This is a genomic window from Radiobacillus kanasensis (assembly GCF_021049245.1).
Lineage (GTDB): Bacteria > Bacillota > Bacilli > Bacillales > Amphibacillaceae > Radiobacillus > Radiobacillus kanasensis.
On the sequence record NZ_CP088020.1, the window covers coordinates 3511165 to 3524498 of the forward strand.

General features: G+C 38.1%; 13 protein-coding genes. All 13 read right to left on the bottom strand.

The window, feature by feature from the left end; all coding sequences use genetic code 11:
• Nucleotides 1-16 precede the first annotated feature (16 nt).
• Entirely contained in the window at nt 17-1555 is a 1539-nt protein-coding gene (locus tag KO561_RS17935) for a CehA/McbA family metallohydrolase (protein WP_231094687.1), read from the bottom strand.
• A 4-nt stretch (nt 1556-1559) separates the two neighbouring features.
• Complete coding sequence (locus tag KO561_RS17940; RefSeq protein WP_231094688.1) at nt 1560-2846, bottom strand: hypothetical protein; 1287 nt, start codon at nt 2844-2846, stop codon at nt 1560-1562.
• A 12-nt stretch (nt 2847-2858) separates the two neighbouring features.
• The gene (locus tag KO561_RS17945) at nt 2859-3695 is read right to left on the bottom strand and encodes an ABC transporter permease (RefSeq protein WP_231094689.1); all 837 of its coding nucleotides are present in this window, start codon (nt 3693-3695) and stop codon (nt 2859-2861) included.
• Nucleotides 3692-4840 (bottom strand): extracellular solute-binding protein, encoded by a 1149-nt coding sequence (locus KO561_RS17950; RefSeq protein WP_231094690.1) that lies wholly within the window; start codon nt 4838-4840, stop codon nt 3692-3694. The genes KO561_RS17945 and KO561_RS17950 overlap by 4 nt, the downstream gene beginning before the upstream one ends.
• Nucleotides 4837-5892, bottom strand: coding sequence for an ABC transporter ATP-binding protein (locus tag KO561_RS17955; protein WP_231094691.1), 1056 nt, complete (start codon nt 5890-5892; stop codon nt 4837-4839). The genes KO561_RS17950 and KO561_RS17955 overlap by 4 nt, the downstream gene beginning before the upstream one ends.
• Nucleotides 5893-5913: 21 nt before the next feature.
• Complete coding sequence (locus KO561_RS17960) at nt 5914-6738, bottom strand: ABC transporter permease (protein ID WP_231097244.1); 825 nt, start codon at nt 6736-6738, stop codon at nt 5914-5916.
• Between the two features lie 244 nt (nt 6739-6982).
• Nucleotides 6983-7702: a GntR family transcriptional regulator gene (locus tag KO561_RS17965; protein ID WP_231094692.1), complete on the bottom strand. Its 720-nt coding sequence runs from the start codon at nt 7700-7702 to the stop codon at nt 6983-6985.
• A 272-nt stretch (nt 7703-7974) separates the two neighbouring features.
• Nucleotides 7975-9069, bottom strand: coding sequence for a stage II sporulation protein P (gene spoIIP / locus KO561_RS17970; RefSeq protein ID WP_231094693.1), 1095 nt, complete (start codon nt 9067-9069; stop codon nt 7975-7977).
• Between the two features lie 102 nt (nt 9070-9171).
• Nucleotides 9172-9813 carry a class F sortase gene (locus KO561_RS17975; RefSeq protein WP_231094694.1) on the bottom strand — a complete coding sequence of 214 codons (642 nt, stop codon included), beginning with the start codon at nt 9811-9813 and terminating at the stop codon, nt 9172-9174.
• A 96-nt stretch (nt 9814-9909) separates the two neighbouring features.
• A complete protein-coding gene (locus KO561_RS17980) occupies nt 9910-11253 on the bottom strand; it encodes a copper amine oxidase (RefSeq protein WP_231094695.1) in 1344 nt (447 codons plus the stop codon).
• A 294-nt stretch (nt 11254-11547) separates the two neighbouring features.
• A complete protein-coding gene (locus KO561_RS17985) occupies nt 11548-11922 on the bottom strand; it encodes a hypothetical protein (RefSeq protein WP_231094696.1) in 375 nt (124 codons plus the stop codon).
• Nucleotides 11923-11936: 14 nt separating this feature from the next.
• The gene (locus tag KO561_RS17990; protein WP_231094697.1) at nt 11937-12614 is read right to left on the bottom strand and encodes a hypothetical protein; all 678 of its coding nucleotides are present in this window, start codon (nt 12612-12614) and stop codon (nt 11937-11939) included.
• Complete coding sequence (locus tag KO561_RS17995; RefSeq protein WP_231094698.1) at nt 12601-13143, bottom strand: sigma-70 family RNA polymerase sigma factor; 543 nt, start codon at nt 13141-13143, stop codon at nt 12601-12603. Before KO561_RS17995 ends, KO561_RS17990 begins: the two co-directional genes overlap by 14 nt.
• Nucleotides 13144-13334: the final 191 nt, after the last annotated feature.

A 13334-nucleotide genomic window follows, 5' to 3' on the forward strand; every position in this document is an offset into this window, starting at 1 on the left:
TAGGTCTATTTCTATATTAAGGAGTAAAATAGATTGGATTGGTAAAGGCAATTAACTCTATTCCCTTATCTAAATCTGCATACAACTCAGCTCTTACCCACCTTAGCTTATCTTTGCAGTCATAAACGAGTGTCACGCCTTGCTCTTCCTTCAGTAACCCTAGGTTTGAGTATAGGCGTACAGATGCTCTGTTTTCTATCCCATGCCACTCCTCGACTATTGCCTTTAAATGAATCGTTCCATCTTCAGACACTCTATCTCCAATCGTAAAAGTCTTCTGATTAATTTGCGCCTCCAATAACAGCGGATTGCCATAGGAAATGGTCATCGCTCCTCGGCGAATTGATTCAAGGAAAACGAAGCGGTATTCATCTTTTTCTTTAGACAAATGGGTTGGCATCTGAACAAACGTTTTTGCAAGTAAGAGCTCCTCTGTTACATTATGATGCCAGTCTCTTCCCGCTGTTGCTGGGAGGTCATAGCCTTGATTCAAAAGATCTGTCCAAAAAGCAAATGCCTTTTGATTATGTATCAAGGTGCCAGGGCGTTCAGAATTCCATACCTCTATAAAATCAAAGTCATCGATATGCTCTATATCAAATTCCCAATGACAACCTGTACCAATGGGGTTCCCAATTCGGAAAGGATGAGCAATTCCTGCAATAGCACCATGGCTATGAATGTTCGAAATCCCTTTTTGGATGTCTTTCGGTCCGATACACCGCCAATCGGTGTACTGTAGCTGCTTGTAACCAATGGTTAAAACATGGCCGTAAAAAGTCGTCCACTCTAATCCATAAAGAAGCTTAATAGGTGTCTGTAATTTAACATGTTCCATTTCTTGCAAGGGACTTACTGTATTATGATCTGTAATAGCGACTACCTCTATACCCATTTCTTCCGCTTTTCCCACCATCTCTTTTACGGTCTGAAGCCCATCACTATGATAGGTATGACTATGTAATTCAGAAGGTACCCAACGACAATCTGTTCGATGTTTAGAATCAAAAGGTTCATTTTCCCGTATTTTAAATGGAAACTTTCTTTTTAATGGCCGTTTTTGCCATGGAATCGATACAAGTTTCTGGACATGCTGTTCTATACCAGTAGCTGATACTTTTAATGACATAGAACACGTTTCTGACACGATGGCGTGCACACTAATTGTAAAGATCCACAAACCAGATTGGTTCATTTTGTTTAACACACCAGGCGACGAATTTTTTTCACCTATGGTCATCTTCTGTGTAGATAGGTGACTATGCCTTGCGCCTCGGAATCCATCCGGATCATCGATGGAAAGTGTCAACAAATTTTTAATCGGTAAGTATTCATTCACTTGTTCTTCTATTCGATCTTCATCCTCTAAACCATAATAGCGTAATGACTGCTCTGCAATTTGTGCTGCTAATTCAGCATCCTGCAAATGGGATGGATGAAAGGAAAAGTCGATGACAATATCTTCTACGTTCTCTGGTACATAAAACTTGTAGCTTATATGAGATTGCATACTTTCTTGTGTTACTTCCACCCGTGTTTCCAACAAGGTTTTCATGTCATTACACCCGTTCTTTTTTCCAAACCGTTTTCTCTTTAAGGTTTTGATTTAATTCCTGGATAAATTGCTCGTTCAGATGTGTTTGAAGCCCTAATAATCGATGATAGGAAAGTATTTTTACATTTTTGACTGTAACAGATGTTACGTTATCATTAATTAATCGTACTTCTATCTTTTCCACATCCTCATATTTTTTCCCGATTGGTAAAGGAATAGCTGTTCCGAAATGATGATAAGGTCCTGTGTAAGCTGCCCAGAAAGAACCAAACTGCAATCCATCGAATGAGCTTGAATAGATTGTTTCCTCCCCTTCAAGCTTACAAATAAAATCAATGGTAGGTTGACCCAAGTTTACATCCCAAATAGATGACTGTATAAAGAGATAATTTTCTAGATCGAGCACCTGATTATAGTCTGGATTAGGAGGCGTTAGTTGGCGCTGTGCTTCCCAATCCATTACATCATTTACATATGGAAATCTTTCCATCACGACCTCACGAGGCTCCTTCTCTTTTTTCCACTCATAGCTTGGTAGAAAGAAAAAGGAATAGTCACTTGTAATCTCATCTGAAAAGTTTCCATTGCAGGTAGCCGTTTGAAGAATGGGACGACGTCCATCTAGTAATTCCTTCTGATAGAGAGTATTTACGTGATGAGGACCTTGATACATAACATGATCCACTTCATTTAACGCATTTAAATAAACCCGAACCATATACTCGATATCCAACAAACGGCCCCATTTAGCCATTAAAAATTGAGCTGGTGTTCCTTCGTCCTCATGACTAAACACCATTTGATATTCAATGAACTTCCCTTTATCCCAATCTTCTATGAAATAAATCATCTCTAGCGGGGTATCGGTATAAAGATTGTCATAATCACTGTACACGGAGCGTCCATAAAGCTTTGGTGAGTATTTATACGCCAGTTGTTCGTTCTCATTAAAGGTAAGTTTCTCAACCCTTACTTCATCCAACCAAGCAGCATCTTCCATCGCACTTCGTGGAGAAAAGTATTCAAAAGATAATTGGTAATTTCCAGGTTCTAATTCACCTAAGAAACGGCGATAGGAAAAATGCTGTTTTCCATAAAACAATATAATATCTTGATGGTGAGCTCCGTTCACATAGACTCTTACCATCAGAGACTCATGATTTACTTCCTTCCATGAAGTAGGTGCTGAGGCTACTAATTCCAGTGCATAATATCCTTGTTCGTTAATCTTTATACTCAGATTGCTAGGCTTATCATTACATAGCGATTGATTTAAAATATAAGATTCCATCGTAGCCTCCTATCAAAAACTATCTTTTTTAGAATGATTCATGTTGCTCCGAATATAAAAATACCCGACAAAGGAACATAGAACAAACATAAATACCGCTAAGCTACTAGATTGACCGATTTCATTAAAAACGGAAAAATGCTGTTGCATCGAAACACCGAGCATTTGCGGGGCATTTCGATCGATTAAAAATGGAGCAGTAAAGCTTCCTACCATTCCCATAAATAAAAAGGTAATCGCCACCAGCATCGTTCGATAAGAGAGTGGGAAGATAAATTTCGTAAAGATTTGTAGCTTTCTTGCTCCTGCATCTCTAGCACTTTCAATAATCGAATTCGGAATAGATTCTAGTGCAGCTACGAGTAACATAGTTGTGAAAGGGATGTTAAACCAAATATTGATAAGTACTAAACCTTTCACATCGTAAATAATAGATGGCAAGTTTCCCTCTCCCACAATTCGGGCCACCCAACCATTATCACGGTAGAAATTTATAAACCCATAAACCGCAATCACTCCTGGAATAAACATAGGAATGAAATAAAGCTTGTTAATCCATTTCGAGATGATACTTTTACTAAAACGTAAATAGATGGCTATTAAATAAGCAATGGTCAATACAAAGAGGCACGATATAATTGTTACAAATATGGTGTGTCTCATGTTCTGTAATATTAATGGTTCCGTAAATATATATATGTAGTTCGATAAGCTAAAAGCGTTATTTTCATCCTGAAAGCTTTCACGAATGGAAATGGAAACTGGATAGATGACAAGAACAAGTAGTGTTAGGAAAGAGGGCATAACGAGCCCTAATCCTAACAACCTTGTCTTTACTTTCTTACTCATTGAGTAGCAACCTCTTTTTGCCATTCCTCTGTAAGCTTGCTTCCTAGCTCCCCGCCATTAAAAATACGGTAACCACCGCTTACATCTTTAAATCTTTCTTGATCTTCTTCAGAGAGAAGCTCCCACTTAATACCCGGATAGCCATACATTTGATCAATGACCACTTCTTGAACATCGACCGTTAACACATAATCCAAGAAGTCTTCTGCCGCTTCTTTTCTATCCTTATCACCGTTATCGACAGACATAAGGTATGCCGGACCACCTGTGAATGCTGGGTCGATTTGTTTTAGTTTAATCGTGTCTGGAAGTAACCCTTTGTTCATTTGTTCTAAAGCCATATCTGACCAAGCTGGAATCATATCTACTTCCCCATTAGCTAGTAAATCTAGTGTTCCTTGGTTTTTCTTCGGATACACTCCTTCTTTATATAGGGATGGGGCTAAATCTTTTAAAATATCAAATCCCTTGTCCCAATCTTCCATAATGCTTTCATCTTGACTATTCATCGCATCAGCCGGCAGTTGGTTATAAACGGTTGTTAAGACAAACGAACTACCTGAACCTCCAGTACTTGGATCATTGTAAGCAAATCTACCAGGTTTGTCTTTAATCCATTGATACATTTCATCCGCAGTATCTGGAACATCACTCACCGTTTCAGAATTATAGGCAAGAACAACAGATGATGCACGATATGGAATTGCTAATTTGTTCGTTCCATTCAAATTGTCCTCTTGCACATTTTCTAGGTTTGGAATGTTTTCTTTATCTAATGAATAGAATAATCCACCTTCTTCTTCGCTGCGGATAATGTCAGCTAATGAACCTTCATAAATATCTACCTCAGAATCTTCTCCTGATTTTTCAGCTGCTACAATTCTGTCCATTGTAGATTGGCCACCTGTTCCTGAAGGCACAAATACTAATTCAACATCAATCTCTTTGTGCTCCTCTTCAAACATTGGGATTACCTTTTCCCAAAACGCCTCTACGTTTTGAGATCCTGTGCTATAAAGAGAAATTTTTGTAACATTCGATGCCGTTGCAGTTTCCGTATCATTTGCACAGGCAACTAGTGAAAGTGCCGTAACCCCCGCAACTGTTCCTACAGCTACTTTTTTCAAGCCTTTAAAGATTTTCATATTACTTGATTCCTCCTATCATATTTTTCGTTTTGATGATTAAATGCTTGTATCGTGGAAAACTGAACCTTTATCGTGTTTTTTACTTGAAATTTATTCATATCCCCCCGATCCACAAACATTTTCAAACGGCCGATGATTGTATGTAAGGTTATTTCTGCGTAATGGCCGAGCATCATGATCTTTTCGACCTTAGCCTCCAGCCCTTGTCCTTCCGTTAAGATAACGTCTTCTGGTCGAACTCCTATTGTTATTTCTCCTGTGTATTGATGAAAGTTAAGGAACTCCATAGGACCAACTGTAATCTTATCCGCTTCTGCAATTCCTTTTAAAAAATTCATTCTTCCAATAAACTGTGCAACAAATAAGGAAGCTGGTTGGTTGTATATATCTTGCGGTTTTGCAATTTGCTCAATATGACCTTTGTTCATAACGACAATTCTATCCGATATAGATAAGGCTTCTTCTTGATCATGGGTTACAAAAAGCATCGTTAGATTTTGCTTTGCCTGAATCTCACGCAATTCTTCTCTTAGTTCATGACGCAACTTAGCATCAAGGGCAGAGAATGGTTCATCAAGTAGTAATACTTCCGGCTCTAGGAGTAAGGCCCTAGCCAATGCAATTCGCTGTTGCTGTCCTCCTGATAATTCACTTGGATATTTCTTCTCCATCCCTAAAAGATGTACTAGCCCTAATGCCCAAGATACTTTTTTAGTAAGCTCTTTTTTCTTTATTTTTTTCAATTTCAGACTAAACGCCAAATTATCAAATACGGTCATGTGTGGCCACAAATTATAGCTTTGGAAAACCATCGCACTAGGTCGTTTCTCTGGGGGAAGCTGGCTTACCTCACGTCCCCCAATTTGGATTGAACCACCACTTGGTTCAATGAATCCTCCTACACTACGAAGGACTGTTGTCTTCCCACAGCCAGAAGGCCCTAATAGTGTAACTAACTCTCCTCTTTCTACCTCCACGGTTATGTCTCTTACACCTTCTCCTGTTGGATAGATCTTGGAGAGGTTTTGAATGGATAATTGTATGGACAATACTCTTACTCCTTTCTACTTTTATTTCATTCTCAATCCATTTGCAAAGGAATCCGCACCGACGAATTTTCTAGCTGCAAGTAAAAGAATGATGGTTGGCAACGTTAAAATTACAGAGAAAACCGCTCCAGCTGTACTTGGATAATCCGCAATGATGGAGTACATAATCACCGGCATTGTTTGATAATCTGGTATCCCTACTAGGAAAGTTCCTTCCGCCTCATCTAACGAAGATAAAAACGTGAAAACAGATGCCACAATTATCCCTGGTTTCGCCATCGGTAAGGTAATATGCCAAAATACTCTTAAAGGTGATGCACCTGCATCGCGTGCTGCTTCCTCTTGAGATTGATGAACATTTTCAAATGCAGCAGATGGTATCCAGGTCATAAACATGAGGGTATTAATAATGTGAATTAATATAATACCGGTAAAAGTATTCATTAAGTTCAACTGATAAAACAACACCGCAATCGCCACATATAACCCCATTTTCGGGAAGGCATTTGTTAATAAAAATGAAAATAAAAAGAATCTTCTGAGTGGAAATTGTATTCTTGCGAAGGCATAGGCAGCAGGAATACAAATAATTAAAGAAATCAGAGTAACAATCGTTGCGATTACAAACGAGAGCCACATCGATCTCAATATGGAATCATCCTGCAGAACAAAGGACCACCACTCTAGCGACCAAACTCCCGGCAGGACATCTGGGTATTGCCACTCACCTGAAAATGCTAATAGCAGCAAGTTTAGAAGCGGTCCAAAAAAGAATATTAAAAAAATTGCTAATCCGATAAACTCCAGCACCTTCCGTTTTCCAAGTGATCTAAAGTACCACAATATTACACCTCACCTCATACCATATTAGATAATTTAACAAAGTTGTATAGACCTATTTCAAAATTTAATCGAAACTAAGAAGCTATTAATGATATTTACACCAAAGACGTCTATACCTCTTATTCATTTCAACCATATCACCTAATTGTTAAGGTAGAGTTATAGAATCATGTATAGTTTGTAAAGTTTGGCCAAAACAAAAAGATCCATCTCTTTTACTACAAGAGTGTAGAAAAGAAATAGATCTTTATCCGTCTATCTTTGCTCTGTTAATCGAAAATTTAAAGACATCATTTCGAAAATAATCAAAAGAATACAAGACAGGCTGATTTTTACGATCATAGTGAAGCTGTTTGAGTAACAATACCGTCGTTTCCGGGTGTATTAGTAATTTTTGGGAATGCGGGTCTGTGTGAAGCGGGACTACAATCTCGGAGGTAGCCCTATATATATCAATGTTGCATTGCTCCTTTAGGTACTTAAATAAGGATCCAATCGAACCTTGTTCAATGATTGCTTCCCCTACCAATTGCCTTGGCAGGATGTTCTTAGAAAAAGCAACAGGCTCTCCATTAGCTGTTCGTACTCGTTCATGAACAATTACCTCTTGACCATCATCCATTTCAAGAAGAGAGGACCATTCCAAGATAGGAGCCTCTACTCGCAGTTTTTCTCGTCGTTCACCATCCTCTAAACCAGCATATTTTATCATAGAGGTCACACTCATCAAGTTTTCTAAACTACTAGGTGTACGAGGAATTGGATTCACAAGAAATGTGCCAGCCCCATGGCGTACATGTACTTTGCCCTCCTCCTCTAATAGCCGGATTGCAGACCTAACAGTTTCCCGACTCACTTGAAACCGTTTAGCTAATATGATTTCAGCTGGTAGTTTATCCCCTATACGAAGCTGTCCTGTTTTTATATCTTCTTCAAGGGCTTCTTTTACTTGTATGTATAATGGCATTCCTAATCAATCCTTCTTTTAGGTTAGACGAATCTATTATAATGCCAACACTTTCATTTTCCAACGTATACCACAAAGGAATCGTAAACTTAATATTAAGTTTACGATTCCTCTTTCATTTGACTTCCTTACTTAATCCATAACACACCCGTTCCTTCGATGGAGAAATTCACATTTGTATCCATCGGAATTTCCGGATGTATCCTCCAATACTTTTATAAAAAACTCTGTCTAACTCTATAAAGGAAGCCTGTAACTGGGCATCAACAAGGTTATTCTTCTTCGTTTGTAACTTTTTCTGCCTGTTGCATATAGGAATTTAGAACCTCTGCAATCGCACTTGCTGTATGTTGAAGCTCTTCCTTTGTATTATCCACTCCACCCATTTCAATAAGAATAGAATGCTTCGAAAGATCTTGATTATAGATTCCGTCTCCTTCTGAATAGTCCTTTTTAAAGACACCTCTACTAATTCCTGGGTACTTTTCTTTAAGTTTTTTATTTAATGTTTCTGTAAAATTCAGGTTTTGTTTATAGGTCTCATGTTCCGTTCCAACGATAAAATATACTTTCGCATAGTTTTTTCCATCTATTTTTGCCGTTGTGGTATCTTTTCTAGCAGCATCCCTATGGATGTCAATCATATATTCTATTTTTTCGTTTTTGGCTGTTACGGATCGAATCGTTTGTCTAGATAGTTTATAAGAGTCATAGTAATCCCAATTGTTCTCTACTAACAGCTTTGTCACATTCGTTGTGTCATGCTGAACTTCCATCCCTTTCGTTTCTAAGGCTTCTTTTAAGAGATTCCCTGCAAACACCACATTTGTCTTATTATTTGTACTGGATGCTTCACTCGGCTTGGTCGCATCCTCCAATAATGGGAGATAAGCTTCCCAGCTATGACTGTGATAAATAAAGACACTTGCATCCGTATTGGTTGGCTCTGACTCCTCCGTTTGACCCGTATCCTCTTGAGCTAGTTCCTCAAAATCAGGTGGAGGAGATTCCACTGGTCCTCCACTTGCCGTTTGAAATTGTGATTTCATGTACCATTGAGAAGAGGCCATTTCTAACAGGCTCGTAAAATCCCTCGGGGCAAACCCTGTTAAAAGCTTCAGTGTCTTGACCGATGTTGGCATTTCTACATCGATGGATTCTAAATATTCTTGCAAAAATGGAACTTCAGCACTAAGGCCAAACATAATTAAATTAGTAGTAGTATCGTGTTGGGTAAGCTTGGCCACTAATGGCGAGTATAAAACAGAGGATTGTTGATTAGGAAAAACGAAAAAAACAACCAAGCCTATCGCTAAGGCAGTAGCTGCAACAGATCCTATGATCATATCTTTGAATGGCTTCAACATGTTTTCTCACACCTATACATCTCTCTTTTTTTCGTTGTGCTATTATATGTGTAATAGAGTAGAGATAGAACAAAAGCATAAGCTTCCTCAATAGGAAAAAGCTTATGCTTGTTCTTTTAGTTCTGTATAGACGACGAGTCTCTCAATATGTCCACCCTTCGAACGATCAAATGGACCCGTGCAAGTTATCAAATTTAACATTCGTCTAGATGTATATCCAAAGATATCTTCTACCGGGGCATCATTCTGAGGGAAAACTTCCTTTCCAACCACTTCAAACGTAAGCTTTTCCCCTTTTGCACCTGTAATGATTACCTGATTACCTGCTTCTAATTCCTTTAAATAGAAAAATACAGCGGGACCACTCTTGTCATCCACATGTCCTGCAATAACAGCACTCCCTTGATCACCCGGCATGGTTCCTGGTTCATACCAACCAGTAGACGTAAAATCTTCGGGTACTCCCATCTGGCCATTTTCTAGTAGTCCTACTTCATGGACTTTGGCCTCAACATCAATTGCCGGAATGGAAATAGAAGACGGGATAATTCCTAATTGTTCTTGTTTAATAATTGGAATATCTGTATCAACATTTTTATATGATTGCTGTTTTTCAAGACTCGTAGCTTGAACCTCTTCTTTTATTTCTTTATTAGCAGACTCATTATTTTGTTGATTAGGTTGAGCGCTCTGTGAGCAAGCTCCTAACAGAACGAGCAATAAAACATATAAGACTAATCTCATGTTTGTATCTCCTTCATACCTTTATCCATACATCCTTAGCAAGGGGAATCTAGTATATAAGGATGAAGAGAAGGGCAGTGCCCCTCTCTAACTCCGTTATTGCTTCGCTGTCCTGCGAGATAATACATAACCACCTGCAGATAGAAATAGGACAGTTGCTAGCATAACCCAAGTCCAATTCATGCCTTGGTCCGCTGTTCCACCCATACCCGTATTCGGCATATCGGAAGGCATTTCCATGGCGAATTTGTCTGGGAACTGCGCTACAATTCCACCAGATAGTGCTTCTGCAGAACCATACATATGCTCATAGGCCATACGAAGAGATTCATAGGCTGCTGTATAGTCGCCAGCTGCATAGCTATCAAATGCACTAATCAATTGATCTACGTGCATCTGCAAACCTTCTGCTAACGCACTAGCAGGGACTTCCCCTTCCGTAGCTGTTTCGATAAATTTAGAAAAATCTTGACGATATTGATTTAACTTATTTAAAGCTTCTTCTTTGGCAGCTTCATCCTCTTCTGCTGTCGCTGTTACATAATCCACGAAAAATCCAACGTGATTGGACCACATTTCTTTAAATTGTTGACCAGCTTCTTCACCGTAAACAGAAGCTATCGCATTTGAAAGGTCTTCTGTATTATTGGAAAGTGCCATTGCGGATGCATCAAAGTCATCGGAACCATCTATTCCATTTTGCATCGCCATGACAGCTAAACCAGCATGCTCCGACAACAAATAGTTTAATTGAGCTCTTAAGTCACCTGCTGGCGTTACAGCCTTCGTATTGTTGAACTTGTCAGGGAATTGATCCACGATTGCTGCTGAAAGTCCTTTCGCTACCATATGCATATGGCTAATTGCTTCCCTTTCATATTCATAAGCTTTCTCGTAATCACCCGCTACATAACTATCAAATGCTCCGATCAATTGATTCACGTGCATTTGTAGACCTTCTGCAAGAGAACCAGCTTCTAATCTTTCTCCTGTCGCAGTCTCTAAAAATTTAGAGAAATCCTGACGATATTGTGCTAGTTCATCTAATGCTGCTTGTTTTGCTTCCTCGTCTTTGTTTGCTGTCCCTTTTACATAATCTACGAAATAACCAATGTGAGAACTCCACATTTCTTTAAAAGAGTTTCCTGCTTCTTCTCCATATACAGACGCAATTGCTGCTGACAGATCCTCTGTATTTTTACTTAATGCGGTTGCTGATGCATCGAAATCCTCTGCACCTTCTGCCCCTTTTCTCATCGTTTCAATGGCTAAGTATGCATGCTCACTCAGTAAGTGACCTAAATCGCTTCGAAGATCCACCGCTGCTGTAGAAACGGTTGGGGTTTCATCCTTTGCCGCCTGTACAACGACTCCGTTTGTCACTGGTACTAGAAGTGATAGACTTAGTGGAATGACTACTAATGATTTTTTAAGATCCATGAAAATCTCTCCTTTTTTTGTTTGTTATTTGTTTTTCTATACAGCTAACGATAGGAGATTTTAAATGGATCACTTTTTCTTAAATTTTTTTCATAAAAGAGGAAGTGCTTGGTTAGCAAATATGAAGAAGTTGGAAGTGGAAAACTTCAATACGTACTAATTTGGTATAAGGATGATGTAACATTTACTGCTGAAGAGTTGGCTAAAGTAGCAAATTCATTAGAATAACCTAATAATCTAATAAGCATAGGTTGTATGGATAAGATATAACCTATGCTCTTATTTGTTTCCATCTTATGAATTAACGTCAATGAACTTTGTGCTTACTATCTCTCCATTATCATTAACTGAATATTCAGCGATATAGCTAACTAGTGCGGACGGGTTAACATTATCTTTAAAGTTAAATCTGACGATCCAGCTTTCAGTAAAATTGTCGTAGTATGTTTCCTCTGCGATAATTTCTACATCTTCTTTATTAATTTTTTCTTTATTCTCACTATTGTACTTTTTTACGTCAGAAGACCATTGTTCGGTTGCAATTTTCTCAGCCTGTTCAATACTGATTTTACTTTCATTGTGATTTGCTCTATTTTGATTCCCCGTTGAGCAAGAAACCAAAATAACAATTGTTAATAAGAACGATATTATTTTTGTTGTTAATCTCATGAAATCCCCACTTTCTATTGAATCATAGAGTTTGCAAGCTGGACGGTATCATCTACAGTATAACTATTATCAACATCTGTAATCTGAATTAGGTATGTTGCATTATTTGCATTCCAGCTAATTTCGTTAAACCCATCGTTTTCGGAAACTTGTGCAGTTATACCATTATCTAGAGTTACAGTCTCGTTACTAGAATTTGAGGATTCTTTTGCCCCGTTTGGCCATATTTGTATGGTTACTCTCCAATTTGGTGAAGTGGAACTGTAATCAAATTGGATGAAGTCAATTTGGTCTGCTTTAGGATCATTCATTTCTGGATATGACATAATGGTCAGTTGTTTATTCTCAGGTTCTGAAACAAATCTTGTTGGTACCCTTAGTTTTTTCTGAATTGCTTCTGGTAGCATATCGATATTCTCTTTAATATCAGTTGGATAATCACTGGTAAGTTCTTGTATAGGAGGGTTATCTTGCAATGACTTAAAGGGATTTAATGCAAATAGCGCAATACATGCACCAACTAAAAGCAATGTTGTTAAAAGTTTTGGCATCCAATTATTTATAACGCGCTTTTTATTTGAACTTCCGTGAAGCCAGGACTGAAATCGATTATAATCTTCTGAGGTTATTAGAGGTTTGCCCCCAATATGCTTATCTAAATCGTCTTTGAATTCCTGTTCAAAGTAACTCAAGGTTCTTTCCTCCTAACTTTGTTCTTAATTTCTCCTTTGCCCGTTGGATACGTGTCTTTACAGTAGATTCATTTAGTTTTAAGGACTCACTGATTTCTTTAATGCTTAAATCTCTGTAGTATCTTAAAACTAATATTTCTCTATATTTTACCGGTAGAGATAGGATGGAATGAGCAACTTGCTGTTTTCTTTCCTCTTCTACTAATAACTCCTCTGATGTTTTTGATTTCGACGAGATTACATTCCATTGTTCGGTTAAGAGGTGAAATCTGTGCAAAGGGGACTTCAAATAATCCTTGCATTTATTAATAGCAATTCTGTAAAGCCATGCTTTGAATGCCTTCTCACTATTCTTAAAGCTGTCTAGACTCTTATAAGTTTTAATTAAAAATTCCTGGAACAAGTCATCCGTCACGGAATAATTTTTCACATAGGAAAAAATTAGTCTTTTAATACCCTCACCATAATTGGAGATAATATATTGGATAATTTCCTCTTTTGATTGACCATCCATTATTGATTGCTCCAATTTTACTCACCACCTTCACACTAAAGACGATAGTAGCTTTAAAAAAGTCCCAAAAATTTAAAATATTAACGAATGTCCCTGTATTATGCTGTAAGTCCCCCTATTACGTTACTCCTTGTCCTAGTAATACCAACATCTAGGTAACTAAAAGCCCTTAGAATAGCATTTAGCGAATTCCACTCCATTACACA

Bases quoted from the DNA above. Each gene is read 5' to 3' on its own strand.
- KO561_RS17935 (WP_231094687.1), bottom strand. From the start codon at position 1,555: ATGAAAACCTTGTTGGAAACACGGGTGGAAGTAACACAAGAAAGTATG.
- KO561_RS17940 (WP_231094688.1), bottom strand. From the start codon at position 2,846: ATGGAATCTTATATTTTAAATCAATCGCTATGTAATGATAAGCCTAGC.
- KO561_RS17945 (WP_231094689.1), bottom strand. From the start codon at position 3,695: ATGAGTAAGAAAGTAAAGACAAGGTTGTTAGGATTAGGGCTCGTTATG.
- KO561_RS17950 (WP_231094690.1), bottom strand. From the start codon at position 4,840: ATGAAAATCTTTAAAGGCTTGAAAAAAGTAGCTGTAGGAACAGTTGCG.
- KO561_RS17965 (WP_231094692.1), bottom strand. From the start codon at position 7,702: ATGCCATTATACATACAAGTAAAAGAAGCCCTTGAAGAAGATATAAAA.
- spoIIP (WP_231094693.1), bottom strand. From the start codon at position 9,069: ATGTTGAAGCCATTCAAAGATATGATCATAGGATCTGTTGCAGCTACT.
- KO561_RS17975 (WP_231094694.1), bottom strand. From the start codon at position 9,813: ATGAGATTAGTCTTATATGTTTTATTGCTCGTTCTGTTAGGAGCTTGC.
- KO561_RS17980 (WP_231094695.1), bottom strand. From the start codon at position 11,253: ATGGATCTTAAAAAATCATTAGTAGTCATTCCACTAAGTCTATCACTT.
- KO561_RS17985 (WP_231094696.1), bottom strand. From the start codon at position 11,922: ATGAGATTAACAACAAAAATAATATCGTTCTTATTAACAATTGTTATT.